General features: G+C 67.6%; 25 protein-coding genes and 1 riboswitch. Of the genes, 11 read left to right on the forward strand and 14 right to left on the reverse strand.

Features of this window, described 5'->3' with window-relative positions:
* Nucleotides 1–46: 46 nt before the first annotated feature.
* The 11 genes from bssB (at nt 47) to Tharo_RS15575 (ending at nt 9,511) form a co-directional block, all read left to right on the forward strand.
* Nucleotides 47–271 (forward strand): benzylsuccinate synthase subunit beta, encoded by a 225-nt coding sequence (gene bssB, locus Tharo_RS15525; protein ID WP_107221982.1) that lies wholly within the window; start codon nt 47–49, stop codon nt 269–271.
* Between the two features lie 149 nt (nt 272–420).
* Complete coding sequence (locus Tharo_RS15530) at nt 421–1,254, forward strand: AAA family ATPase (protein ID WP_245880932.1); 834 nt, start codon at nt 421–423, stop codon at nt 1,252–1,254.
* Between the two features lie 46 nt (nt 1,255–1,300).
* Complete coding sequence (locus Tharo_RS15535; RefSeq protein WP_107221983.1) at nt 1,301–3,004, forward strand: vWA domain-containing protein; 1,704 nt, start codon at nt 1,301–1,303, stop codon at nt 3,002–3,004.
* A 9-nt stretch (nt 3,005–3,013) separates the two neighbouring features.
* The gene (locus Tharo_RS15540) at nt 3,014–3,586 is read left to right on the forward strand and encodes a DUF4125 family protein (protein WP_107221984.1); all 573 of its coding nucleotides are present in this window, start codon (nt 3,014–3,016) and stop codon (nt 3,584–3,586) included.
* A complete protein-coding gene (locus tag Tharo_RS15545; RefSeq protein WP_107221985.1) occupies nt 3,583–4,857 on the forward strand; it encodes a multidrug effflux MFS transporter in 1,275 nt (424 codons plus the stop codon). The genes Tharo_RS15540 and Tharo_RS15545 overlap by 4 nt, the downstream gene beginning before the upstream one ends.
* Nucleotides 4,854–5,438, forward strand: coding sequence for a DUF4258 domain-containing protein (locus tag Tharo_RS15550; protein ID WP_107221986.1), 585 nt, complete (start codon nt 4,854–4,856; stop codon nt 5,436–5,438). The genes Tharo_RS15545 and Tharo_RS15550 overlap by 4 nt, the downstream gene beginning before the upstream one ends.
* Nucleotides 5,435–6,358: a DUF4037 domain-containing protein gene (locus Tharo_RS15555; RefSeq protein ID WP_107221987.1), complete on the forward strand. Its 924-nt coding sequence runs from the start codon at nt 5,435–5,437 to the stop codon at nt 6,356–6,358. The genes Tharo_RS15550 and Tharo_RS15555 overlap by 4 nt, the downstream gene beginning before the upstream one ends.
* Nucleotides 6,359–6,380: 22 nt before the next feature.
* Nucleotides 6,381–7,325 carry an SDR family oxidoreductase gene (locus Tharo_RS15560; protein WP_107221988.1) on the forward strand — a complete coding sequence of 315 codons (945 nt, stop codon included), beginning with the start codon at nt 6,381–6,383 and terminating at the stop codon, nt 7,323–7,325.
* Entirely contained in the window at nt 7,322–8,893 is a 1,572-nt protein-coding gene (locus Tharo_RS15565; protein WP_107221989.1) for an amidohydrolase, read from the forward strand. The genes Tharo_RS15560 and Tharo_RS15565 overlap by 4 nt, the downstream gene beginning before the upstream one ends.
* A 115-nt stretch (nt 8,894–9,008) precedes the next feature.
* On the forward strand, nt 9,009–9,260 hold the full coding sequence (locus tag Tharo_RS15570; RefSeq protein ID WP_107221990.1) for a type II toxin-antitoxin system Phd/YefM family antitoxin: 252 nt from the start codon (nt 9,009–9,011) through the stop codon (nt 9,258–9,260).
* The gene (locus tag Tharo_RS15575; protein WP_075147756.1) at nt 9,257–9,511 is read left to right on the forward strand and encodes a Txe/YoeB family addiction module toxin; all 255 of its coding nucleotides are present in this window, start codon (nt 9,257–9,259) and stop codon (nt 9,509–9,511) included. Before Tharo_RS15570 ends, Tharo_RS15575 begins: the two co-directional genes overlap by 4 nt.
* Before the next feature lie 147 nt (nt 9,512–9,658).
* Here the strand turns inward: Tharo_RS15575 and Tharo_RS15580 are convergent, their stop codons facing one another.
* From Tharo_RS15580 to Tharo_RS15645, 14 genes are all read right to left on the reverse strand, one after another.
* On the reverse strand, nt 9,659–10,288 hold the full coding sequence (locus Tharo_RS15580; protein WP_075147755.1) for a YbhB/YbcL family Raf kinase inhibitor-like protein: 630 nt from the start codon (nt 10,286–10,288) through the stop codon (nt 9,659–9,661).
* A gap of 67 nt (nt 10,289–10,355) precedes the next feature.
* Nucleotides 10,356–11,126 carry an enoyl-CoA hydratase/isomerase family protein gene (locus Tharo_RS15585; RefSeq protein WP_075147754.1) on the reverse strand — a complete coding sequence of 257 codons (771 nt, stop codon included), beginning with the start codon at nt 11,124–11,126 and terminating at the stop codon, nt 10,356–10,358.
* Nucleotides 11,127–11,164: 38 nt separating this feature from the next.
* Nucleotides 11,165–12,385, reverse strand: coding sequence for an acyl-CoA dehydrogenase family protein (locus Tharo_RS15590; RefSeq protein ID WP_075147753.1), 1,221 nt, complete (start codon nt 12,383–12,385; stop codon nt 11,165–11,167).
* A 118-nt stretch (nt 12,386–12,503) separates the two neighbouring features.
* The gene (locus Tharo_RS15595; protein WP_075147752.1) at nt 12,504–13,733 is read right to left on the reverse strand and encodes a CaiB/BaiF CoA transferase family protein; all 1,230 of its coding nucleotides are present in this window, start codon (nt 13,731–13,733) and stop codon (nt 12,504–12,506) included.
* Nucleotides 13,717–14,949 (reverse strand): CaiB/BaiF CoA transferase family protein, encoded by a 1,233-nt coding sequence (locus Tharo_RS15600; protein WP_075147751.1) that lies wholly within the window; start codon nt 14,947–14,949, stop codon nt 13,717–13,719. Before Tharo_RS15600 ends, Tharo_RS15595 begins: the two co-directional genes overlap by 17 nt.
* Nucleotides 14,950–14,991: 42 nt before the next feature.
* Nucleotides 14,992–15,738 (reverse strand): SDR family NAD(P)-dependent oxidoreductase, encoded by a 747-nt coding sequence (locus Tharo_RS15605; RefSeq protein ID WP_075147750.1) that lies wholly within the window; start codon nt 15,736–15,738, stop codon nt 14,992–14,994.
* A gap of 14 nt (nt 15,739–15,752) precedes the next feature.
* Nucleotides 15,753–16,505 (reverse strand): SDR family NAD(P)-dependent oxidoreductase, encoded by a 753-nt coding sequence (locus Tharo_RS15610; RefSeq protein ID WP_075147749.1) that lies wholly within the window; start codon nt 16,503–16,505, stop codon nt 15,753–15,755.
* Between the two features lie 16 nt (nt 16,506–16,521).
* Nucleotides 16,522–17,691 carry a benzoylsuccinyl-CoA thiolase subunit BbsB gene (bbsB, locus tag Tharo_RS15615; RefSeq protein WP_075147748.1) on the reverse strand — a complete coding sequence of 390 codons (1,170 nt, stop codon included), beginning with the start codon at nt 17,689–17,691 and terminating at the stop codon, nt 16,522–16,524.
* A gap of 20 nt (nt 17,692–17,711) precedes the next feature.
* On the reverse strand, nt 17,712–18,146 hold the full coding sequence (gene bbsA / locus Tharo_RS15620; protein WP_107221991.1) for a benzoylsuccinyl-CoA thiolase subunit BbsA: 435 nt from the start codon (nt 18,144–18,146) through the stop codon (nt 17,712–17,714).
* Nucleotides 18,147–18,486: 340 nt separating this feature from the next.
* A complete protein-coding gene (locus Tharo_RS15625; RefSeq protein WP_107221992.1) occupies nt 18,487–19,404 on the reverse strand; it encodes a bestrophin family protein in 918 nt (305 codons plus the stop codon).
* 13 nt (nt 19,405–19,417) lie between these two features.
* The gene (metH, locus tag Tharo_RS15630) at nt 19,418–23,191 is read right to left on the reverse strand and encodes a methionine synthase (protein WP_107221993.1); all 3,774 of its coding nucleotides are present in this window, start codon (nt 23,189–23,191) and stop codon (nt 19,418–19,420) included.
* 75 nt (nt 23,192–23,266) lie between these two features.
* A riboswitch (S-adenosyl-L-homocysteine riboswitch) is annotated at nt 23,267–23,341 on the reverse strand.
* Nucleotides 23,342–23,463: 122 nt separating this feature from the next.
* Entirely contained in the window at nt 23,464–24,027 is a 564-nt protein-coding gene (locus tag Tharo_RS15635; protein ID WP_107222475.1) for a hypothetical protein, read from the reverse strand.
* 97 nt (nt 24,028–24,124) lie between these two features.
* A complete protein-coding gene (gene bamE, locus Tharo_RS15640; RefSeq protein WP_107221994.1) occupies nt 24,125–24,616 on the reverse strand; it encodes an outer membrane protein assembly factor BamE domain-containing protein in 492 nt (163 codons plus the stop codon).
* Nucleotides 24,617–24,795: 179 nt separating this feature from the next.
* Nucleotides 24,796–26,001, reverse strand: a complete 1,206-nt coding sequence (locus Tharo_RS15645; protein WP_107221995.1) for an ABC transporter substrate-binding protein — start codon at nt 25,999–26,001, stop codon at nt 24,796–24,798.
* Nucleotides 26,002–26,020 lie beyond the last annotated feature (19 nt).

The raw sequence follows: 26,020 nt of genomic DNA on the forward strand, positions 1-26,020 counted from the left end.
GGCGGCCTCCCGAGTTGATTGACATATTTAATTTTGGATATCGATCATGAGCGCAACACCGCATACCCAGGTGCACTGGGAAGAGAACACCGCCCGCCCCTGCCGCAAGTGCAAATGGCAAACGCCCGATCCGACCGATCCGCTGCGCGGCCAATGCACCGTTAACCGCCATGCGATGGGCGGCGTGTGGAAACGCTGGATCCGCGACGTCGAGCACATGACCTGCAGCCGTCACGAGGAAGGCGAACTGAGCTTCCGCGACCACGTGTGATGCGAGCGGCACCACGGTAACGGGATGGCCGGCGGGAGCCCCCGCCTCCCGCCGGCCATTCCCCCACACCGGCAAGCGACGTGTAGCGGACCTCTCCACCTCCCAGCAGCCAAGACACCATGATGAAGAACAGCGGACTCCTAAACAGCGTGCACGTTCCCGCAGCCGACCCCTATTACTACCTGAATACCGAAACCCTGAGCCTGCTCAACCGCATCCAGCGGATCTCGCAGAAGCACCCGGTCAATGTGCTGGTCATCGGCAAGCAAGGCTGCGGCAAATCGTCCCTGGTGCGGCAGTACGCCGCGGTGCATCACCTGCCGCTGGCGACCTTCCAGATCGGCCTGTTGTCCGAACCGGGGCAGCTCTTCGGCGAATACGCGCTCGAGAACGGCGAAACCCGCTACAAGCAGTTCCTGTTTCCGCAGGCGATCCAGACGCCGGGCTGCGTGATCCATCTCGAGGAGATCAACCGGCCCGAGCACCCGAAGGCGCTCAACATGCTGTTTTCGATCCTCTCGGACGATCGCCAGGTATGGATGGACGAGCTCGGCCTGCTGAAGGTCGCCGACGGCGTGGTGTTCTTCGCCACCCTCAACGAGGGTGACGAATTCGTCGGTACCGAGCTGCTCGACCCGGCGCTGCGCGACCGCTTCTACGTCACCGCGATGGATTTCCTGCCCAACGACGTGGAACGGGAGGTGCTGCAGAAAAAGACCGGCGTCACGATCGCGCAGGCCGAGGAGATCATCGGCGTCGTCAACAGCCTGCGCGCGAGCCCGGAGCTCGGCGTCGAGGTGTCCACACGCAAGACGTTGATGATCGGCGAGATGATCGCGGCCGGCGGCAGCCTGCGCGAGGCGATTGCGGCGAGCCTGCAGACGGACCGCGAGACCCTCGAATCCGTGCTGCTGTCGCTGCACGTGGAGCTCGGCAAGACCGAGCGTGGCACGACCGAGTACGTGCTGTTCACGCCGCGCTGACCGTCCCCCGACACCGCCCGCCCCTCCCGCGCACAGGACACCAGCGATGCCCCCGGCTCCCGCCACGCCCGTCATCGAACGCTTCGTCATTCCCGACGCCGACGGTTATTCCGAGTTCTGGCGCCGCGACAAGTCGCCGGTCGAACCGCTCGAGCTCGCGAAGCTGCTGCACGCGCTGCGCAAGGTCGCCGCATTCGTCGGTCGCAATGCGGGCGAGGTCGTGTGGTCCGGCATGGCACAGGACGACGCCACGATCGCGATCGATCCGTCACCGATCCTCGGCTGCTACCCGGTGCCGGCGGCGCGCACCGACCTGGTGGTCGGGCTGACCGTCCACCAGGCCTATCTGCGCACAGAATGGAGCGCGCGCGTGCGCGAGCTCGCCCTCGCCCGCCTCCAGCCTCCGCCGCAATACGCATACAAGTTCGGGCTGTTCCTCGACCTGTGCGAGAGCGTCTACGTCGACAACCTCGCGAACCGCAGCGTGCTCGGACACTACGCGGAAATCGCCCGGCGCTGGCGCGTCGAGAACAATGCGCGCCGGCTGCTGTCGCCGCCGACGCTGTCCGAGGTGCTGCACCTGTGGTGGGTCTTCGCCACCGACCGCGACCCGGATCGCTACCGGACGCGATGGCTCGATCCGTGGCTCGAGGACCTGCTCGATCGCGCCGCATTCGACAAGTTCTATCAGGCGCCCTTCGAGCAGCTTGCGACTCTCGTCCCGGCGCTGCGCACGCAGTGCCCGGCGATCACCGGCATCGCCGAACGCGTCGAGTTCCGCGTCGAGCACTACCTGGCCCTGTGGAAGACCCTGCTGCCGCGCATACGCTTCTGGATCGGCGACAGCGGCGACCGCTTCATGATGCCTTCCGAATACGACGAAAACATCGCCACCGAAGATGCCGAGCGCAAGGCGGTCAAGGCGACCATCGTCAGCTACGCGAAGCTGATCGAGCGCGCGCTGCCGACGAAGAACCGCGACCTCACCGAGCAGGTGCTCGACAACGTCATGAATGCCGAAGGCGTCGTCCGCGTCGAAGGCAGCGACATCCTGATGCCGGCGAAGGACCTCGTCGACACGGCCCTGAGGCGCAAGCTCGAACACGTCGTGCGCCACGCCGCGCAGCGCACCAGCGCCTTCAACCGCGGGCTGACCTCGGGCAAGATCCACAGCCGGCGCCTCTACCGCGCGCACACGACGGGCACGGTGTTCCAGGAAAAGAAGAACGAATACGACCTGCGCAACGACGTCGTGCTGCTCGTCGACGCGACCGGATCGATGGCCGATCCAGCGAGGTGGTCGCGCGCCGAGACGATGTTCCAGACCCTGTTCATGGCGATTCAGGCCTACGCGAAGAACGCGCGGCTGTTCGCCTACAACGAGGCCCGCGGCGCCTGCCGGATCTCGGAGCTGTTCCGCGGCGGTCGCATGCACACCGTGCTGCCGCAAGGCAAGACGGCCTCCGGCGAAGCGATCATCGCGACCGCGCTGTCGACGCGCAGCGCTGCACGCCGCCGCATCATCATCCACATCACCGACGGCGCCTCGAACTGGGGCTGCGGCGTCGCCGAGGCGATCGCCTTCTGCCGCCGGCGCAACATCGGCCTGCTGACCCTCGGCATCGGCTGCAGCCCGGCGGCGAAGCAGTCGCTGCGCGACGAGTACGGCAAGCTCGTGCAGTTCATCGATGACCTGCAGCAGCTGCCGCCGTTGCTCGGCAGCCTGCTCAATTACGACGCCCGTCACTGAGAACGCACTATGACGGAGACGCTCGCCGCCCACGTGCTCGACCGCGAGTGGGAACTGTTCCAACGGGTGCATAGCACCCGCCCCGTGCGCTGCCAGAGCGCCCCGGACAGTTTCCGCACGATCCGCGGCAGCCTGTTCGAACTGTGGACCGGCGAAATGCTCGCCGCGTATCTCGAGGCCCTCGAACACGCCGTCGCGCAGGGCCGCAACCCGCTCGCGGAAAAGTACGCACGCATGGACGGGCTGATTCCGCCGATCTCCGAGAACCCGCTGATCGACGCGATCGTGGCGGTCGAGGAACGCTGGCAGGCCGAACTGCAGGCGCGCTACCCGGCGCTGTACCGGCGCTGCTGCCGCAGCCGGGCGCCGACCGGCGACGGGCGCAATTTTTCGGTCTATCTGCGTTGCGAGCTCGAGACCTACGGCGAGCGGACCGTGCACCTGTACCACGAGAACGTCGAACGCGCCGCCACCGCCGGGCGCAATCTCGCGATCGAAGCCCTCGACCGGCTCGTCGCACAAAGCGGTTACGCCAGTCTCGAACAGGCCGAACAGGTGCTGAGCGGACGGGCCGCGGAATGAACGACGCACGCCCCCGCATCCCGCCCCCTGCACCGCCCCCCGTAGTCTTCGGCGCCGCCGCTGCGCTGCGGGGCACCGCCGCCCCCGCCCGCCTGCTGTGGCTGATCACCGGCTTCTGGATGCTGCAGCCGCTGTCGACGGACCTCTATCTGGCGTCGCTGCCGACACTCGCCGCATCCTTCCGCGTAGCGCCGGCGGCGGTGCAGCAGACCCTGTCGATGTTCGCCCTCGGCGTCGCCGTGTCGCAGCTCGTCAGCGGTCCGCTGGCCGACCGCTTCGGCCGCCGCCCGATCCTGCTCGCCGGGCTGCTGGTCTATGTCGCGGCAAGCCTCGCGTGCGCGCTCGCCACCCACATCGACGCGCTGATCGCCGCCCGCTTCGCCCAGGCCGCGGGCAGCTGCACGGTCGCCGTGATCGCCCGCGCCGTTGTCCGCGACGCCTGGCCGGCCAGCGAGGGGGCGCAGGTGATCGCCCGCTCGACGAGCGTGCTCGCGGTCGCGTTGCTGCTCGCCCCCATCGTCGGCGCCCAATTGCAGGCGAGCTTCGGCTGGCGTGCGAACTTCACGTTGCTGACACTCGCCGGTGCCGCGCTCGCGCTCATCTCGGCCGTGCGCTTCGCCGAGACGATGACGCAGCGCCCCCCCGCGGCGATCCGGCCCGCCGCGCTGCTACACAATTACGGCGCGCTGCTGCGCAGCCGTGCGTTCTGGGCCTACGCGCTGCCGGGGGCGCTCTCTTTCGGCATGGTGTTCGTCTACATCTGCGGCGCGTCGTTCGCGCTCATCGACGTGCTCGGCGTGCCCACGCGCCACTTCGGTTACCTCTTCGCCCTCGGCGTGCTCGGCTACCTGGTCGGCACCCAGCTCTGCCGGCGGATGCTGCCGCACTACGGGCTGTCGCGCACCCTTCGCCTCGGCAGCACGCTGGGGCTGGCGGCGGGCACAACCTTCGCCATCGGGCTCGCGCTCGGCCTGCAGCACTGGGCAACGGTCGTCCTCGCCCACTTTCTCGTCACCCTTGCACACGGCATCAACAGCCCGTGTGCGCAGAGCGGCGCGGTCGCCCCCTTTCCGGAAAAAGCCGGCACCGCCGCGGCCCTGCTCGGATCGCTGACGATGCTCTCGGCGTTCCTGGTCACCACCCTCGTCGGTGCGAGCTACGACGGCACGCTGCGGCCGCTCGCCACCATCTCCGCGCTGCTCGCGCTCGCGCTGTTCGTCGCCGAGCGGGTACTCGCCGCCGCTCACCCTGCAGAGGAGGCCGGCTCATGACCCTTCCCGTCGCCGGCGGCGAAGCCGCCTGGATTGCCGCGCGCACCGACGCATCGCGCTACGTCCTGTCCGAACACGTGATCCGCTCGCTGATGGCGGGGCGGATCGCGGTCGCGCAGATCGAGGCGGCGCTGCGCGGCGGCCGCATCATCGAGGAACACCGGCACCGTGAACGGGACCCGGCGTACCTGCTGTGCGCCGTCCACAACGGCAAGCCGGTTCATGCGGTCGCCGCACCACGTGCCGACGGCTGGCTCGTCGTCACCCACGCCTACGTGCCGGCGCCGCCCGTGTGGCGCACCGCATTGCACCGTTCCCCGGGAGAGCCGACGATGTCCGATTCGATCACCACCTGCTATTTCTGCGGCGGCGCCATCAAACAGGTGACCGTCGGCAATTTCGACTACCGCCTCGAAGGCCGGCTGTACGTCATCAAGAAGGTTCCCGCCGGCCTGTGCCAGCAGTGCGGCGAAAAATACGTCGATGCCGAAGTCGGCCGGCGGCTGAATGCGCTGATCGCGCAGCAGGCCTTCACCGGCAGCGAGGCCGTCAACGTCATCGACTACGCGGCCGCGCCGTGAACGGCCTGACGCTCGCCGAACGGTATTTCGAGCGCTACGGCGATGAACTGCTCGCCGGCGAATTCGCCGCCTGGCGCGAGCGCATCGCAGCCGGGCTCGCCGGCGACGGCTCGGACTGCCTGGGGTTCGACGACGAACAGTCGCGCGACCACGACTGGGGCCCCGGGTTCTGCCTGTGGCTGACCGAAGCCGATTACGTCGACATCGGCGCTGCGCTGCAGTGCGCCTACGAGCGGCTGCCGAAGTCGTTCGCCGGCTTCGAGCGCTCGACCACCGAATGGGGTGGCGATCGCGTCGGCGTGCTCGAGATCGGCGCCTGGTACAGGCAGTACCTCGGCCATCCGGACGGCCCACAGACGCTCTTCGACTGGCTGCGCATCCCGGAAATGCATCTTGCGGCGTGCACCTCCGGCCGCGTCTTCCACGATCCGCTCGACGAGTTCTCGCAGCGCCGGCGCCGCCTGCTCACCTTTTATCCCGACGACGTCAGGCTCGCGAAGATCGCCGCGCGCTGCATGTCGGTCGGCCAGTCGGGGCAGTACAACTTCACCCGCGCGCTCGCCCGCGGCGAGCTCTTCGCTGCGCGCTATGCGGAAACCAAGTTCTGCAGCGACCTGATGTCGCTCGTTTATCTGCTCAACCGTCGCTACGCGCCCTATTACAAATGGTTGCACCGCGGGCTGCCCGCGCTGCCGCGCCTGGGCCGTGTCGTCCATGCGCGGATCACGGCGCTGATCTCGGCAACCGATGCCGACGAGAAGCGCGCGCACATCGAAGCGCTGTGCGCGCTCTCGGTCGCCGAGCTGCAGGCCGAAGGGCTGACCGACTCCGACAGCCTCTTTCTCGTCGATCACGGCCCGCTGATCCACAGGCGCATCGACGATCCGGCATTGCGCCGCCTGAGCGTGCTGATCGGCTGAATCCGCAACGAAGGAGATCTTCATGGCAAAACGGGTACTGGTCATCGGCGGCAGTTACTTTTCCGGCCGCGTCTTCGTCGAGGAAGCGCTGAAGATGCCGGACGTCGAGCTGCATGTGTTCAACCGTGGCAGGCTGCCCTTGCACATGGACGGCGTCACCGAGCACGTCGGCGACCGCGAGCGCCCCGAGCAGGTGCGCGACGCGATCCCGGCCGGGCAATGGGACGCCGTCATCGATTTCTGCGCCTACACCCCGGACCACGTCAAAGCCCTGCTCGCCAACCTGCGCGGCAGCGTCGGCCAGTATCTGCTGATCAGCACCACGACCGTGTACCGCAAGACGACGCAGCAGCCGGTCGACGAGCGCGCGCCGCTGCTCGACGGGCCGCAGCCGGAGCTGGGCGAATACGCCGACTACGGTTACCACAAATGCCTCGCCGAAGAGGCCGCACGCGGCGAATGCGCGCGGCGCGGCATCGCCCTCACCGTACTGCGCCCGGCGATCATCTACGGCTATTACAACTACGCGCCGCGCGAGACGTATTTCTTCGACCGCCTGCGCGCACGCGAGCCGATCGTGATTCCCGAGCCGGGCGCGTCGCACTTCAACTTCATCTGGGTCGTCGACATGGCCCGCCTGCTGTGGGCGTGCATCGGCGAGCCGCGCGCCTTCGACGAAACCTTCAACCTCGCCTCGGCCGAGGCGGTGTCGTACGCGCGCATCGTCGACGCCCTCGGCGAAATCACCGGCAAGGCGGTCGATACGCTGCCCCTGCCCGCCGCGGAGATCGCGCGCCGCAAGCTGCCGCTGCCGTTCCCGATCGACGAGGATCTCGTCTACGACGGCACCAAGATCGACCGCCTGTTCGGCTTCGAGCACACGCCCTTCCACGTCGGCCTGCGCGAAGCGCTGAAGTACTACCTGATGGTCAAGCGGCGCGAAGCGGCCGCCGCCAACGCGCGATGAATGCCGACCTGATCCTGTACAACCTCGTCGCATTCACGCCCGAACGCTTTTCCGGCGGGCGCGGTGCCAACCACGGGTCGATCATCGCGATCAAGGACGGGCGAATCCTCTACGTCGGCGACCGCGCCGCGCACGCCGCCCTCGCCGGGCCGCACACGAAGCTCGTCGACTGCCAGGGCGCGACGGTGATTCCGGGGTTCAACGACGCGCACTGCCATCCGGTCGCGTTCGCGCTGACGACCCGCTACGTCGACTGCTCGCCGCCGCACGTGCGCAACATTGCCGATCTGGTCGATGCGCTGCGCTCCCGCGCCGTGGAGACGCACCCGGGCAACTGGCTGCGGGCGGCGAACTGCGATCCGGCGACCCTCGCCGAGCGCCGGCTGCCCACGCGCTGGGAGCTCGACCGCGCCTCGCCCGTGCATCCGGTGATCGTCATCGAGCGCAGCGGTCAGCATTGCGTGCTCAACAGCCGGGCGCTCGCGCAGTGCGGCATCGACGAGTCGGCAGGGCCGTCCGACGCCGGCGCGATCCACCGCGATCCTGCGAGCGGCCGCGTCAACGGCATCGTCTCCGGCAACCACGCGCAGGTGGCCGCGGCGCTGCCGCCGCTTTCAGCGGATGAGATCGAGGCCGGCCTGCGCGCCGCCGACCGCGCCTTCCTCGAATCCGGAATCACGACGCTGCAGGACACGAGCTGGTCGAACACGCCGGCGCACTGGCAGGCGATGGCCGCCTACAAGGAACGCGGCCTCCTCCGTCCGCGCGTGTCCCTGTGCGCCGGCGCCGACAGCATCGCCGAGTTCGCCGCGCAGGGACTGCGCACCGGAAGCGTCCATCCCGGCGGCGACCCCGATATGCTGCGCCTCGGTGCGGTGAAGATCGCCCTCGACGAGAGCACCGGCGATCCTGCCCCGCCGCAGGAACTCCTCGACGCCACCGCGCTCACCGCCCACCGCGCCGGCTTCCAGCTCGCCTTCCACGTCCCCGACCTCGCACTGCTGCACCGCTCGCTGAACACGCTCGCCTTGCTCGACGGCGCCGGTCTCCGCCCCCGCCTGCGCCCGCGCTTCGAGCACTGCCCGGCCTGCCCGCCCGAGTGGCTGGACCGCCTCGCCGCGAGCGGCGCACTCGTCGTCGCCCAGCCCGCGCTGCTGCCGCTCGCCGCGCCGGCCCTGCACGCACGCCCGCCCGACCCGACGCAGCCCGCGCTGTTTCCGTTCCGCTCGTTCCTGCGTCATGGCATCCCGCTCGCATTCGGCTCCGACGCACCGCTCGTGCCCTGCGCACCGCTCGAAGGCCTGAAGGCGGCCGTGACACGCAGCGACGACGACGGCCGGCAGGTCGCGGCCGACGAAGCGATCCCGCTCGTCGACGCACTCGGTCTCTACACCTGGGGCGGCGCATCCGCAGCCGGCGACGAGGACGCGACCGGGACGATCGAAGCCGGCCGCCGCGCCGATCTCGTCGTCATCGAAGGCGGCGGCGACTGGGCGACCGTCGAAGATCTCGGGCGCGCGCGAGTCGTGATGACGTTGATCGACGGAAAAATCGTCTGGGCGCGATAGCGCAACAGACTTCACCGAAGCGGGAGCCGGCGCAGCGCCAAGGGATGTTGCACACGACGCTGGACAAGACCATTGCCGTAACGTACATTTACCCGTACATGTACGGGTAAATTCCATGGACGCCATTTCCTACACCGCAGCCCGGGCCAATCTGGCCAGTACGATGGACCGCGTCTGCAACAACCACGAGCCGCTGATCATTACCCGTAGCGGGCAAGCCTCGGTCGTCATGGTTTCCCTCGACGACTTCCAGGCCCTCGAGGAAACCGCCTACCTGTTGCGTAGCCCCAAGAATGCGACCCGCCTGCTCGACGCCATAGCCGAACTCAATGCCGGCGGAGGCAACGAGCGGGAACTCGACGAATGAAGTTGATCTTCGCCGAGGCCGCTTGGGAAGATTACCTTCATTGGCAGCAACAAGACCGACGCATGGTGGAGCGGATCAACAAGCTCATTCGCGAAACGCAGCGTGAACCTTTTTCCGGTATCGGCAAACCTGAACCGCTCAAACACGCCCTGGCGGGATTTTGGTCCAGGCGGATTACCGACGAGCATCGGATGGTGTACAGAATCGCCGGCGACGCGTTGCTGATCGCTCAGTTGCGCTACCATTACTGAGCGATTTCCGGGAATCAGGATTCCTCGCTGAACGAAGGGTCACGTAGGCATAGCTACCTCGCGACCGGGTAACCCAACGCCGCCCCCGAAATCGATTACGGCGCGCCGAGTTGCGGCCCTCGGGCCACGATCGTGGTGGGCGCTGCCTCAGCCGGCATTGCACCGCGGATTGAGCGTATACCGCCCCGTCAGCGACGTTTTGCCGAGCACATGCCCCTCGATCGCGCGCAGCACGTCGGGGCCGGTGAATTTCCCCTCCACCGGGCAGCGCTCGAGATCGACGGCGTAGAGCGTGAACACGTAGCGGTGCACGCGCTCGTCGTTCCACGGCGGGCACGGGCCGTCGTAGCCGAAGTAGTCGCCGGCCATCTGCGGGTCCTGGGCGAAGCCGCGGGTGAAATCGTTGACGCCGTGGCGCGCGCCATGGCGGGTTGCGGGACCCGGTTTTCCGCGCGCCACGACACCGTCGGAGAATTCGCCTTCATTGACGCCACGACAGGTGGCGGGAAGATCGACGAGCACCCAGTGAAAGAAATCGACCCGCGGCATCGACTCCGGAATCACGACGTCGTCGCGGTTGATATGGTCGAAACGGCTCGGCACGTCCGGGTCGTGGCACACGAGGACGAACGAGCGCGTGCCCGCAGGCGGCGCGTCCCAGGTAAAGCCGGGGCTGCGGTTGGCGCCGAGGCGGAAGTGCGTCTCCGGATCGGCCACCGCCAAGGCGTGGATTTCCGGCAGTGGCCGGTTGTCGTCGAAACTGCTCGTCAGACGCATCGTTCCTGTCTCCTGTGCGCGGGGCGGGCGGTCGATTGCCGCCCCGTCATCGGTCTTCCCGCCGCCCTCAGGCGCCGCGGAATGCCGGCGCGCGCCGTTCGCCGAAGGCCTTGAAGCCTTCCTTGCGGTCTTCGGTGTCACGCAGCACGCCCCACAGCAGGTGCGAGTACAGGATGCCGTGCTCGAGCGGCATGTCCTTGCCGAGCACCGCGGCCTGCTTGGTCGCCTGCACGCTCAAGGGCGCCGCGCTGGCGATCTTCTCCGCATAGCTGCGGGCGAGATCGGCGAGTGCCGACGGCTCGACGACGTCGCTGACCAGCCCATAGCGCAGCGCCTCTTCGGCGCTGATCATCTCGCCGGTGAGCAACATCTTCATCGCCACCGCCTGCGGAATGGCGCGCGGCAGCGCCTGCGTGCCGTTGAGGCCGGCGAGGCTCGCGACCTTGACTTCGGTGAGGCCGAATTTGGCGTTCGTGGAAGCGATGCGCAGGTCGCAGGCAAGCGCGATCTCGAGCCCGCCGCCGACCGCGTAGCCGTTGATCGCGGCAATGATCGGCTTCCACATCTTCATGTGCGGCAGGATCGGCTGGCCGTCGCGCAGATAGGTCGCGGCCATGCACTCGGTGGGCGGTGGCGATTTTTTCATGTCGGTGCCGGTGCAAAACGATTTCTCGCCGGCGCCGGTCAGCACCGCGACACGGATGTCCGGATCGGTGCGCACACGCGCCCAGATTTCAGTGAGGTCGGCGGTCGATTCCGGGTCGAGCGAATTCATCGCTTCCGGACGGTTCAAGGTCACGTAGGCGACGTGGTTCGATACTTCCAGCGTTACCGGCATTGCGCTTCTCCTGTCTATTTGTGGTGTTCCGATCCGCTTCAGGCGGCAACGAACGGGCTGTAGGTCCTGCCGTCGGTCAGCAGCTTCTTCGCGATCGACATGCGGTGGATTTCCGAGGCGCCTTCGACGACGCGCCAGATGCGAACCATGCGCGCGACGTATTCGATGCCCATCTCGCGCGACAGACCCAGCCCGCCGTGGAGCTGGATCGCGCGGTCGGCGACGCGGGTGAGCATTTCGGTCGCGGCGATCTTCAGCGACGCCGCTTCGAGCCGCAGGTCCTTGTGCCCCTGATCCGACTTCCACGCAGTGAAATAAAGCTGCAGCCGCACCTGCTCGAGCTCGATGGTCGAATCGGCGATCCAGTTCTGCACTGTCTGGCGGTCGGCGAGGGCCACACCGAAGGTTTTCCGCAGGTTGGCCTGGTCGATCATCATCTGGATCAGCCGCTCGGCCATGCCGGTGCAATGCGCTGCGAGTTCGATCCGGCGCACGCCGAAGCGGTTCTGCAGCGGAATGAAGGCGTCGCCGACCTCGCCGAGCACGGCTTCATCGCCGACCCGGACATTGTCGAGATACACCGACCAGGTCGGCATCGCGCCGATCACCGGAATCTCGGCGCCGATACGCAGCCCCGGCGTGTCCTTGTCGAGGATGAACGCGGTGAAGCGGCGCTTGGTCGGGGCCTCCTTGTCGGTGACCGCGATGCAGATGAAGAACAGTTCGTCCTTGTCGCACTTGCTGATGAAGATCTTCGAGCCGTTGATCACCCACTGGCCGTTCTCGCGCACCGCGGTCGTCGTCAGGCCGCTGATGTCGGAGCCCGCGCCCGGTTCGGTGGCCATCATCGCGGAGTCGATCTCGCCGCGGCAGTAGCGGCGCACGTACTTGTCGCGCTGCGCCGGGGAGCCGCATTCTTCGAGGTAATAGAGATTGGGAGCGTCGGGCGGCAGCGTGAAGCCGTGATGCGAGAAGCCGATCAAGGACTTCGACATTTCCTCGACGACCAAGGTCTTAGCGAACATGCCGAGCCCCTGGCCGCCGAGCTTCTCGTCGACCTCGATGCCCCAGAAGCCCATCTCCTGGGTGATCTTCATCAGCCGCGCATGATCGGCCTCCGGCAGCAGCGTGTAGCCGTCGGTCCACATCCGCATTTCCCGCTCGAGCAGGACCTTTTCCAGCGGCATCAGCTCGTTGGCGGTGAACCGGCGGGCCACCTCCTTGAGCATCGTCTGTTCTTCGGATAAGGAAAAATCCATTTTTCGTCTCTTGTCTTATGTTTGTCGGGCCCGATCCGCCGATCCACGCCTTCGATCGGCATCCGGGCGCATCAGCGACTCGATCTTGTCCGCGATCGATACGCTGCCGTTGCGGCGCTCACACCAGCACCTGCTGAGCGGCCAGATCCTCGATTTCCCCGTGCGAATAACCCAGCATCCCGCCGAGCACCTCGCGAGTGTGTTGCCCGATCGACGGCGCCGCGCTCTTCATCTCGACCGGCGTGCGCGAGAACACGATCGGCGCGCGGTTGTAGAGCGTGACGCCGACCTCGGGGTGATCGAGGTAGGCCCAGAAGCCGCGCCGGCGCAGATGCTCGTCCTCGATCGCCTCGCGCGCGTCGCGCACCTCGCCCGCCGCCACCCCCGCCTTCAGCAGCGCCTCCATCAGCCAGTCGCCGTACTGGGTGGCGGTCCAGCCCTCGATGCGCTCGTCGAGTTCGGCCGCGTGCCGGCGGCGCATTTCGATCGTCGCGAAGCGCTCGTCCTCGGCCCACGGCGGGTTGCCCATGACGCGGCGCAGCGTCGCCCACTGCGCGTCGTCGAACACCGCGATCGCGATCCATTTGCGGTAGCCGAGCGTGGTATAGACGCCGTGCGGCGCGGCCTCGGGGTCGCCGTAACCCTGCGGCCCGAGCGCCTCGCCGTTGGCGGCGAAGGCCATCGGCGCGCTCGGGGTCATGCAGATCGCCGATTCGAGCTGCGACAGGCTGACCGTCTGGCCGCGCCCGGTCGCCTCGCGTTCGAGCAGCGCCGCCATGATCCCGAACAGCGTGTGCGTCGGCACCATCACATGGTCGGTATAGTTGGTGCCGGTGCCGAACGGCGCCTGGCCGGGGAAACCGGCGCGCGCGGTCAGCCCGCACAGCGCGTTGAGGTTCACGCCGTAGCCCATGTAACGGCTGTGCGGCCCGTCGATACCCTGCATGCTCATCGTCACGTAGATCGCGCGCGGGTTGATCTTCTGCACGTCCTCCCAGCCGAGCTTCCACTTCTCCATCTGGCCGACACGGAAGTTGTTGATCACGATGTCGCTTTTCTCGATCAGCCGCACCGCGACCTCGCGCGCCCGCGGATGGCTCATGTCGAGCGCGATGTCACGTTTGTTGGCGTTGCGCGCGGCAAAGTAGCCGCTGCGGTCCAGCCCCGTGCCGATGCCGTCCTTGAACGGCTCGCCCCGGCGCAGGGTGTCCGGGCGCTTGACGCTTTCGATCTTGATCACGTCCGCGCCGCACTGCGCCAGCACGCTGGTGGCGATCGGACCGGCGCCGACCCACGAGAAATCGCACACCACGATGCCCTCCAGGGCACGTTCAATGCTGTTCGGCATACACCGCCCCCATCCGCAACAGGTTGTCGATTTCGAACGCCGGGTAGCCGCACTCGACGAGGATTTCCCGCGTGTGCTCGCCGATCCGCGGCGCATTGCGACCGAGCTGCCACTGCAGCTCGCCGAATTCGTACGGCGCACCGGGATAGGTGATGTCCGCCCCGAGCGTGTCGTTGAACTGCGTCTGCCAGAATTCGCGGTGCGCGAGCTGCGGGTTGGCGAGCAGATCGCGGCCATCGCTGACCGGCGTCACCGCGACGTTGAAGCGTTGCCCGATCTCGTACAGCTCGGCCTTGCTGCGGCTTCGCGTATAGCGCTCGAAGACGCGGCAGAAGGTCGTATAGCCCTCCTCCGAAGTCCGGTACGCGTAATCGATCCACTTGTCATCGTCGAAAAGCGGCCACTCCTCGACGCCCTCGGCCTCCATCCAGCGCACGAAGGGCGTCCACATGTCCTTGTTGCGCCCCATGATCGCGACCAGCGCGATATAGCCGTCGGCGCACGGATGCAAGGTCGCGCTGCCGGCCTCGCGCCCGCGCCCGCGCCGGATCTTGCCCTCGAGGTCCCAGAACTGCGCGGCGTTCTCCAGCGCCATCGCCTCGGCCTCGATGCAGGCGACGTCGACCAGTTGGCCTTTGCCGGTGCGCTGCGCGCTGAACAGCGCGATCGCGCTGCCGACCGCCGCGTACGCCTCGGCCATCCGGTAGGCCTGGTTGTCGGGGGCGCGCACCGGCTTGTCGCCGTCGATGCCAGCGAGCCAGAGAAAGCCGCTCAGCGCCGAGCAGGTCAGATCCGAACCGGGGTAGGCCGCGAGCGGCCCGGTGCGCCCGAACGGCGTGACCGAGGTCTGCACCAGGCGGGCATTGTCGCGGCTCAGTTCTTCATACGACAGGCCGAGCCCGTCGAGATAGCCGGGGCGGCAGCTTTCGACGAGCAGGTCGGCGCCGCTGCACAACGTGCGGAACACTTCACGTCCCGCCTCGTGTTCGAGATCGACCGCAAAGCCACGCTTGCCCGCGTTGTAATAGAGGTACGGCAGGCTCGCCTGCACGCCGGGCTGGTTGCGGAACCAGGGGCCGACGCGGCGCAGCGGGTCGCCCGCGGGCGACTCCACATGGATCACGTCGGCGCCCAGCCCGGCGAACATCTTGGCCGTGTAGGGGCCGAGTTCGCCGGTCATATCCACCACCCTGAATCGGGAAAAATCCTGTCCCATGTCACCTTTCTCCTGCTCGCCGAGGACTGTTACGCGCTGTTTTCAGCCCGCGAACAGGCTCCGTCCGCCGCACACATAGAGCACCTGGCCGGTGACGAAACCGCTGTCGTCGTCGGCGAGGAAGAGGAGCGTGTTAGCGATGTCGTCGGGCTCGCCGAGCTTGCCGGTGGGCTGGCGCGAGAGCAGGAACTGCTGATCCTTCTCCGGCAGCTCGTCCCACATCGGGGTGTGGATCAAGCCCGGCGCGACACAATTCACCGTGATCCCGGCGCGGCCGAGCTCGATCGCCAGTGCGCGCGTCATGCCGACGACGCCCGCCTTGGCGGACGAGTACGGCGTCTGGCCGGCGCCGCCGAGCCAGGCACGGGAGGCGATGTTGACGATGCGCCCGTGCTTGTTCTCGACCATGTGCCCATGCACCGCCTGCGTGCACAGAAAGGTGCCCTTCAGGTTGACGTTGATCGTGACGTCCCAGTCCGCCTCGCTGAGCTTGCGCAACGCGCCCGCACGCTCCATGCCAGCGTTATTGACCAGAATATCGATGCGGCCGAATGCGTCGATCGTCTGCTTCACCATGCCGTCGACCGCCGCCTTGTTGCCGATGTCGGCAACCGCGCCCAGCACGCGATGCCCCCGCGCGCTGAACTCATCGACCGTCGCCCGCACCTTCTCGGCGTCGATGTCGTTGATCACCACCGCCGCGCCCTGCTCGGCGAAGCGCAGCGCCGTCTGCTTGCCCATGCCGCTGGCCGAACCGGTGATCAGTGCGACCCTGTTCTGAATTCCCATTGCCGCCTCCGTGATCAAATCGACATCGAAAAGTACGCGCTCTTGCCACCGCAGACGAACAGCGTCTGCCCGGTGACGTACTTCGAGCTGTCGGCCGCAAGAAAGCCGACGGCGTTGGCGATATCGGCGGGCGTGCCCAGCCGTTTCACCGGAATGCCGCCGGCAAGCTTTTCGCGCTCGGCCGCCGGCGTCGTCTCGCTGTCGACATCGCCCATGACGACGGTGTTGACCGTGACCCCGTCACGCGCCGATTCGAGCGCGAGCGCCCGCGTCAGCCCGAACAGGCCGGAACGCGCGGCGGCGACGCTGGAGGTATTGGCGAGCCCGAGGTAGCGGAGGTCGCTGATATTGACCACGCGCCCGAAGCCAGCCTCGCGCATGCCCGGAACGACCGCACGCAGGTAGTGGAACGGCGCCGCCAGACCGGTGTCGAGCGCGGCACCGACATCGGCGTCGGAAATCTCCGGCAGCGGCTTCGCCGCGAGCGCACTTTCGTTATGCACCAGGACGTCGATCCGCCCGTAGCGCGCCTTCACCTGCGCCACGCTGTCGCGGATCGCGCCCGCCTCGACCGCAGCCGTGGCCACGGCCATCACCGTCGCCCCTTTTCCGGCCAGCTGCGACGCGAGCTTGTCGAGCCGGCCTGCGTCCGCGCCGGCGAGCGCGAGCTGCACGCCGGACCCGGCGAGCCGCAGCGCGACCGCCTCGCCGACCGCATCGTCGGCATTGACGATCAGCGCCACTTTTCCATTGCTGTTGGATTTCATCGCCCTGTCTCCCCGCTTACCAGTCGCTTACCAGCATGTGCATCGTGCATGCCGCGTGTTCCGTGCCCGACAAGCCGCCGCCGGTCACGTGCGTCATCGCCACCCGCGGCACCGGCTCGACCTGGTAGCCGGGGCACTGGTTGCGCATCTGCTTGACGCTGGCGGCAATCTGCGCCGCGCCCGAAGCGCCGATCGGATGGCCGTACGACAGCATGCCGCCGCGCGGGCTGACGACGCATTTGCCGCCGTGGGTCGCGTTGCCGTCGCGCAGGAACTTGAGCCCCTCGCCTTTCGGACACAGGCCGAGGCATTCGTAGTACAGCAGTTCGGCGATCGTGAAGGCATCGTGCAGTTCGACGATATTCACGTCCTCGGGGCCGATGCCCGACTCCTCGTAGAGCTGATGCGCGGTCTCCTCGGTGATGTCGTCGCCGGTGATGTCACGCGGACGGTTGTGGTACGGCCCCGAGCGCACGACCGAGCCGGCGACCCGGATCGGCTTCTTGATGCCGAGCTTCTTCACCATCTCTTCCGAGCACACCACGACCGCGCCGGCACCGTCGGCGATGCCGCAGCACTGCTGCAGCGTCAGCGGCGAGGCGACGACGCGCGAATTCACCACCTCCTCGATCGAGATCTCGCCCTTGAACCAGGCATAGGGGTTGTTGGTGGCGTGGCGGCGGTTCTTCACCGTGATCATCGCCAGATCCTCGGCGGTAGCGCCGGTCTCGTACATGTAACGCTGGGCGCGCATCGCGTACTTGCCGGTCATCACCGCGCCATGCACCGTCTCGATATCCGACATCGCGGTCGCGAACGCGGTGCCCTGCGCCATGTGCAGCGTATGGTTCTCGCAGCCGATGCCGATCGCCACGTCGGCGAGCCCCAGCGCCACATCGCGCACCGCCAGATGGATCGCCATGCCGCCCGCCGAGCAGGCGCTCTCGACGTTGATGATCGGCAGGTGGCCGCACATGCCCAGATCCTTGAGCACGGTCTGCCCGGTGACCATGCCGTTGGTGCCGTTGCCGACATAGGCGCTCTGCACCATCGTCGGACGGTCGATGTTCGACGCCTTCAACGCCTCCAGTGCCGCCGCCCGACCCAGCACGTCGAAATCGACTTCATGCCGACCGAATTTCGTCTCGCCGACCCCGGCGATATAGACCTTGCGCTCCAGTTTCATTTGTCGTCACTCACCGAGGATTAGATCTTGCGGAACTTGTAGCTGATCAGCGGCACACCGTCGCGGTTGTCGCGCACCGGCCCGACCGTCAACTCGACCTCGTCGTCGCAGCGGAAGCTGCCCGGCGCGCCTTCGAGCTGGGCGAAGATCCGCAGATTCTCGGGCAGGTCGATATAGCCGAAGGAATAGGGAGTCTTCATTCCCGCCTGGCCGATGAAGTTGTCGCTGAAGCTGTAGAGCTTGCCGCGGCGGCTGAGCGGCACGACCTCGAACTCCTCGCCCCAGCAGCTCGGGCACGGGCTCAGTTTGGGGAAATCCAGCTGCCCGCATTTCTTGCAGCGGTAGCCCTTGAGATAGGGCGCGCGGCCGTCGGCGGGCGCCTCGAGAAGATCCGGGTGGAAGAACGTGATATCCGGCTTCTTTTCCGGCTTCTTGTTCGGTTTTTGCTCTGACATGGCACCTCCGCAGGAATTGTTTCGTGTTCGACCTGGGGCCATTAAATCCCGCAGGCCGGAACGCAACAATCGGTCCGAACACCTAGGCGCTAAGGGGCAACCCCACAGCCCGGCGCGGGGCAAAGATCCAGCGCGCGCCATCGATCGCGGGACGGACCAGCGCGCGGCGGGCGCGCACGGCAAGCCCCGCCAATGCCTCTGCGCAGGGCGCATCGGCGGTCGACGTGGTCGCAGTGCCGGCCCGATGGCGGCAGGGCGCTATTCAGCCCTCATCCCAGACGGGGAAAGGGCTGGCGGAGGGAAGACAGTCGGAGGGAACGGCCGGAGTCCTCACGGCCCCTCAGGTCAGGATGAACTCGGCATCCGGTCGCGGCGGCGGCGGCGGGATTTCGCCGAGCATCTCGCGCAGGCTGGCGTCGACGCCGGCGACGATCGCGTCGAGGGCGAGGTCGTTGGCCATGGTGCCGAACGGCTCCTCGATTTCGTCGCTCAAGGCTTCGAGAGCGAAGAAGGTGTAGGACACGAAGGCCACCACCAGCGGCGTCATCCAGCCGATCGAATCGACCAGGCCGAACGGCAGCAGCATGCAGTACAGGTAGCAGCTGCGGTGCAGGATCACCGAGTAGGTGAACGGCAGCGGCGTGTTGGCGATGCGCTCGCAGCCGCCGAGCGTCTCCGCCAGGCGGTCGAGCGAAGCTTCCATGTGCTGCGCCAGCATCGGCGTCAGCTCGCCGGCCTCGCGGCGCGCGCGCAGCCAGGCGCCGAGCCACAGCAGGATGAGGTTGGGCGCCGAGCGCGCGGCGGGCATGCGCGCGAGCACTTCGGCCGGCAGCAGGTTTCCCAGCCCGTCGGCCGCGGGGCGGCCGCGCAATTCGTTGCGCATCGTGGCGGCGAAGGCGATCAGGCCGAGGACGAAAGGACGCGCGTGCACGCTGCTGCCGTCTCCGCTCAGGGTCAGCGCCTGCCGGGCCAGGTTGCGCGCCCCGACCAGCACGTGGCCCCACAGCTTGCGCGCTTCCCAGTAACGGTCGTAGCTGGTGTTGATGCGAAAACCGAGGAAGATCGCCAGCGCCACCCCCATCAGCGAGAACGGCGCCGAAGTCAGCGTGACTTTCCAGTCGAACAGCTCGCCGTGCGCGAGCACGACCGCACAGGCGAGAAAGAACACGAACAGCTGCTGCGACAGGATGCGCCGCAGCAGCGAGCCGCGGCGCACGAACAACAGGCGCACCCAGTGCGGGCGGGAACGAACGATCACGCAACTCCCCCCGTCAGAGCAGCGGCGCCAGCCAGCGCGCGGCCTCGTCCACTTCCATGCCGGTGCGGCGCGCCCAGTCTTCGAGCTGGTCGCGGCCGATCTTGGGGATGGCGAAGTAATGGGCCTCGGGGTGGGCGAAATAGAAGCCGCTCACCGCCGCCGCCGGGCTCATCGCGTAGCTCTCGGTGAGGTCCATACCGATGCGCTCGCGCGCGCCGAGCAGTTCGAACAGCGGCCCTTTCACCGTGTGATCGGGGCAGGCCGGATAGCCCGGCGCCGGGCGGATGCCGCGGTACTGCTCGGCGATCAGGGCCTCGTTGTCGAGCGTCTCGTCGGCGGCGTAACCCCAGCATTCGCGGCGCACGCGCTCGTGCAGCCATTCGGCGCAGGCCTCGGCGAGGCGGTCGGCGAGGCTCTTCAGCAGGATCGCGCGGTAGTCGTCGTGCGCGGCCTCGAACTCGGCGAGCTTGGCCTCGATGCCCAGCCCGGCGGTGACGGCGAAGGCGCCGATCCAGTCGGGCACGCCGGAGTCCTTCGGCGCGACAAAGTCCGCCAGGCACCAGTGCGGTTTGCCCGCCGGGCGTTCATGCTGCTGGCGCAGGCCGTGCCAGACCATGGCGAGGTGCTTGCGGTCCTCGCCGGTGTAGATCTCGATATCGTCGCCGACCGCGTTGGCGGCAAACAGGCCGAACACAGCCTTCGCCTGCAGCCAGCCCTCGGCGACGATCTTGTCCAGCATCGCCTTGCCGTCGGCGAACACGCTGCGCGCGGTCTCGCCCACCACGGCGTCGTCGAGGATGGCGGGGAAGCGGCCGGCGAGGTCCCAGGTCTGGAAGAAGGGCCCCCAGTCGATGTAATCGACCAGGTCGGCCAGGTCGACGTCGATCGCCTGCACACCGAGCATGTTGGGGCGCGGCGGCGAGTAAGGCGCGTAGCCGGCCTGGCGCGCGGTGCTGCAGGCGGCCACGGGCTCGGCGCTCCAGTCGGTGCGCAGCGCATTCGCCCGCGCCGCCTCGAGGCTCACCAGCTGCATGCCCTTCTTGCCGGCGTGCAGCGCGCGGATCTTCTCGTAGTCGGCGGCGACTTCGGCCTTGAAGGCTTCGCTCCGGCCTTCGGACAGCAGCGCGGTGACCACGCCCACCGCGCGCGAGGCGTCGGGCACGTAGACCACCGCCTGGTCGTAGTGCGGTGCGATCTTGATCGCGGTGTGGTTGCGGCTGGTGGTGGCGCCGCCGATCAAGAGCGGCACCGCGAAGCCCTGGCGCTTCATCTCGGCGGCGACGTGGGCCATTTCTTCCAGCGAGGGGGTGATCAGCCCGGACAGGCCGACCGCCTGCGCGCCGTGTTCCTTCGCCGCCTCCAGGATCTTCGCCGCCGGCACCATCACACCGAGGTCGATGACCTCGTAGCCATTGCAGCCGAGCACCACGCCGACGATGTTCTTGCCGATGTCGTGCACGTCGCCCTTGACCGTGGCAATGACGATGCGGCCCTTGCTGGTGGCGCCGGTGCGCAGCTTCTCGGCCTCGATGTAGGGAATCAGGTGGGCCACCGCCTGCTTCATCACGCGCGCCGACTTCACCACCTGGGGCAGGAACATCTTGCCCGCGCCGAAGAGGTCGCCGACCACGCTCATGCCCGCCATCAGCGGGCCTTCGATCACCGCCAGCGGCGGCTTGCCTTCGGCTTCGAGCCTGGCGCGCACTTCCTCGGTGTCGGCGACGACGAACTCGGTGATGCCCTTGACCAGTGCGTGGGAGAGGCGCTCCTCGACCGGCCACTCGCGCCAGGCCAGGTCCTGCGCCGACTCCTTGGCCTGGCCCTTCACCGTCTGCGCGAATTCGACCAGCGCCTCGCCGGCGCCGCCTGGTTTGCCAACCTCGCGGTTCATCACCACGTCCTCGACCTTGTCGCGCAGCGCCGGATCGAGTTCGTCATAGACGCCGAGCTGGCCGGCGTTGACGATGCCCATCGACAGCCCGGCCTGGATCGCGTGGTACAGGAACACGGTATGGATCGCCTCGCGCACCGGGTCGTTGCCGCGGAACGAGAACGACACGTTGGAGACCCCGCCCGAAGTCTTGGCGTACGGCAGGTTCTCCTTGATCCAGGCCACGGCGTTGATGAAGTCGACGGCGTAGTTGTCGTGCTCTTCGATGCCGGTGGCGATGGCGAAGATGTTGGGGTCGAAGATGATGTCCTCGGGCGGGAAGCCGGCGCCGCCTTCGGCGACCGGCTTGACCAGCAGCCTGTAGGCGCGCTCGCAGATGTCGGTCTTGCGCCGGAAGGTGTCGGCCTGGCCCTGCTCGTCGAAGGCCATCACGATCACCGCCGCGCCGTAGCGGCGCGCGAGCCGGGCCTGGCGCAGGAACTCGGCCTCGCCCTCCTTCATCGAGATCGAGTTGACCACGCCCTTGCCCTGGATGCACTTGAGGCCGGTCTCGATCACCGACCACTTCGACGAGTCGAGCATGATCGGCACGCGCGAGATGTCGGGCTCGGTGGCGATCAGCTTGCAGAAGCGCTCCATGGCGGCGGCCGAATCGAGCATCGCCTCGTCCATGTTGATGTCGATGACCTGGGCACCGTTGTCGACCTGCTGACGTGCCACCGCGAGCGCGTCGTCGAAGCGGCCTTCGAGGATCATGCGCGCAAAGGCCTTGGAACCGGTGACGTTGGTGCGCTCGCCCACATTGACGAAGAGGCTGTCGGCGCCGACGTTGAAGGGCTCCAGGCCGGACAGGCGCAGCTTCTTGTCGATGGTGGGCACGGCGCGCGGGGCGAGGCCGTCGACCGCTTGCGCGATCGCGGCAATGTGCGCCGGCGTGGTGCCGCAGCAGCCGCCGACGATGTTCACCAGCCCGCTGCGCGCCCACTCGCGGATCTCGCCGGCGAGGTGCTCGGGCGTTTCGTCGTAGCCGGTGGGCGACAGCGGGTTGGGGAGGCCGGCGTTGGGGTGGGCGGACACATGGGTGTCGCACACATTGGCTAATTCTTCGACGTACTGGCGCAGCTGGTCGGCGCCGAGTGCACAGTTGAGGCCGAAGGAAATCGGCCGCGCGTGCGACAGCGAGTTCCAGAAGGCTTCCGCGGTCTGGCCCGACAGCGTGCGCCCGGAAGCGTCGGTGATCGTGCCGGAGATCATCACCGGCACCCGCTGACCGCCGCTTTTTTCCATCTCGTCGAAGAGCTTCTCGACCGCGAACACTGCCGCCTTGGCGTTGAGGGTGTCGAACACGGTCTCGATCAGCAGGATGTCGGCGCCGCCTTCGAGCAGCCCCCGCGCCGAATCGTAGTAGTCGTCGGCGAGCGCATCGAAGCTGATGTTGCGGTAGCCGGGGTCGTTCACGTCGGGCGAGATCGACAGCGTGCGCGAGGTCGGCCCCAGCACGCCGGCGCAAAAGCGCGGCTTCGCGGGATTTCGCGCGGTGTATTCGTCGCACAGCCGGCGCACCAGGCGCGCGCCCTCGACGTTGAGTTCAAACGCCAGCGCTTCCAGGCCGTATTCCGCCTGCGACACCCGGGTGGCGTTGAAGGTGTTGGTCTCGATCAGGTCCGCGCCGGCTTCCAGATAAGCGCGGTGGATGGCAGCGACCACCTCCGGGCGGGTCAGCACCAGCAGGTCGTTGTTGCCCTTAAGGTCCTTCGGGTGATCGAGGAAGCGCTCGCCGCGGTAGTCCGCCTCACCCAGTTTCTCCTGCTGGATCATCGTCCCCATCGCGCCGTCCAGGATCAGGATGCGCTCGGCGAGTAGCTGGCGGAGTTCGGTGCTGCGATCGGCTTGCATGGGGTGTCCTCGGTCGTTCGACGGTCGCCGGGCAACGCCACGCACAAAAGCGGACGGCGCCACAAACCGGCTGAAGGTTTGTGAGCGCCGTTGGTCGGTTGCCGAGCCTGGCCCCGGGTCGGTCACGGGGTCGCAGCGCTCCTCGGCAGAGGCAGGATTCTATCGGCAGCAGCACCCCCCTGCCAAGGGCAGGGCAAGCACATGCAGGGGGCACGAGGCAAGCGTTGCCGCGCCGGAAACTGGGCAGCGAAGCCGCACTCGAGCCGCTACCGCTACCAGAAGAACGGATGCCCGAACGGATAGGGGTGGAAAGGCCGCGGATAGCCCCAGCCGACCCCCCAGCCCCAGGGGTAGCCGTAATATCCGCCCCAGGCGCCATGCACCGCCCCTTCGCGCGGGAAGACGTAGGTCTGGCTGGTGCGCACTACTTTGCCGTCGATGAAATGGACGTTGAACAGGGTGGCGATACCGGGGCCGTCATTGCGGATGTTCCAGTCCCACACTTCCTCGCCCGAGTTGCGGAAGCGCTGCTCGGAACGGTGGCTGCCGAGCAGGCGCGAGACCTGTTCCTTGTCCAGGCCGCGCTCGACACGGGCGAGATTCTCGGGGGCAAGCGCATCCCACTGGCGCAGCACGATGCCGCCCTGATCGACCTGCACCATCAGGCAGGTGTCGCCGTTAGGCTGGGTGGGATATTCCAGCGTGGTCGTGCCGTCGTCGTTGGCCCAGCGCCGGGCGGGCTCGCCGCGCGCGGCCCGGGCTTCGGCCTCGGTGGTGTAGGGCCGGGGCGGCGCAAGCGTCGTGCAGGCGCCGAGCTGGAACAGCGCCGCAGCCATGCACAAGCTGCACAGCAGCCGCAGGAAAGCGCTGCGACCGCCACTGCAGCCCCGTTCTCCAGCCCGGGAAATGGCGTCCATCATGATAGTGCTCCGGTCAGCGTCCGCGATACCGGGTGTAGCGCCCGGTGCCCGTCACCCGGCCGTCGTTGTTGAAGGATACGGTGAAATAGACCGGCTCGCCGCCGGCCTGGCCGTCGTCGATCTTCCATTCCCACACCGTTCCCCGCTTGAGCTGGAAGAACTGGCTGGAGGCCGGCTTGCCCAGCAGGCGGCGCACCTGGTCGCCGTTCATGCCTTTTTCGACCCGGGCGAAGATCTCCTCGTTCAATACCTGCTCGATTTCGCGCAGGATGCCGTCGCCGCCGACGGTGATCATGAAGCACTCCACCCCTTCGGGCTGGCGGCTGTATTCCCAGGTGGTGGAGCCGTCCTCGTTGCGCCACTCCATGTGCGGCGGGCCGAAGCGCTCGCGCACTTCGGCCGCGGTGGACACCCCGGGCTGCAGCTGGCGGACATTGAGGTAGTCGCAGGCGGTGATGCCGATCGCCGACAGCAGGGCACACAAGCAGCCGAGCAGGCGTTTCATGGTGCGTTCTCCAGGACGGGGGGCGCTGGCCGCGATCGCGCTCGCCGCGGCACGCCCCTGGGTCAAGCATCGACGATGAGCGCCGGATTTTCAATGCCAGAACGGTGACGCGATGCAAACGGCGGGCGCCGGGCCGGCCGGGCTCCCGCTACGTGCCGGGCCAGCGCCGGGCGCCGCGCCTACTTCATCTCGGCGATGGCCTCGTAGGTACCGCCACTGACCTTGAAGAAGGCGTAGCGCCCGGGGACGTCGCCGGCCGGGTCGAACTCGTGGTCGCCGGCCGCCCCCTTGTAGTCGATGTCCTTGCCTGCGGCGATCAGCTTCTTCGCCTTCGCCCACTCGCCGGCGAGGATCGGCTCGCCCGGTGCCGAAGCCACCGCGCGCAGGGCGGCGGACAGCTTGCTCCGCTCGCCGCCGGCCTGCTCGATCGCGAGCGCGACGAGGAAGGCGGCGTCGTAGGAGGTGGTGACGAAGATCGCTTCCGGATCGCCACCACCGGCGCGGAACGCGGTGCGGAAGGCGTCGAGCGAGGCCGAAGCCTCGCCCACCGGCGAGGAGCTGAAGAAGGTGCTCAGGTTCTGCTCGCCGAGGGCGCGGATCACCGCTTCGGACTTCATCCCGTCGGCACCGATGAAGGTCTTGAAAAAGTTGTTCTCCAGCGCCTGGCGCAAAATGGTGAGGCCGGTGCCGTCGCCGTAGTCGAAGATCACCAGGGTGTCGGCACCGCCGCGGGCGAGCTGGGCGAGATCGGAGCGGTAGGAAGCCTTGCCGTCCTCGTGCCCGGAGTAGCCGGCGAGGGTGCCACCGCCGGCCTCGAACTCGGCCTTGAAGGCTTCGGCCAGGCCCTTGCCGTAGTCGTTGTTGAGATAGGCCACCGCCACCTTGGTGATGCCGCGTGCCTTGAGCGTGCGCGCCAGGGCGCGGCCCTGGTAGTCGTCGGAGGGCACGGTGCGGAACACCAGGTCCTTGTCGGCAATGCGGCTGACTTCGGGCGAAGTGGCCGAAGGCGTCACCATCAGCACCCCGGCCGGCACGGTCACCGAGTTGGCCGCGGCCAGCACCGCGCCCGAGCAGTGGGGGCCGACAGAGGCGAGGATGCGATCGATGTTGACCGCCTTGGTGGCGGCGTCGGTGGCATTCTGCGGGTTGCAGGCGCTGTCGCCGACCACCAACTCGAGCCTGCCGCCCTTGAGGATGCCGCCCTGTTCATTGATCTGCGCAGCCGCCAGCTGCGAAGCCTGGATCATCGGCGGGGCCATCGCCGCGATCGGCCCCGAAATTCCGCCGAGGAGGCCGATCCTGACGTTCTGCGCATGGGCAGGCGCGACCGCCACGGCGGCACCGAGCGCCACACCGACGAAGCTTGCGATGGACTTTTTATTCACTTTGTCACCTCCTGGATGT

Origin of the sequence: Thauera aromatica K172 (genome assembly GCF_003030465.1) — a bacterium.
Taxonomy (GTDB): Bacteria; Pseudomonadota; Gammaproteobacteria; order Burkholderiales; family Rhodocyclaceae; genus Thauera; species Thauera aromatica.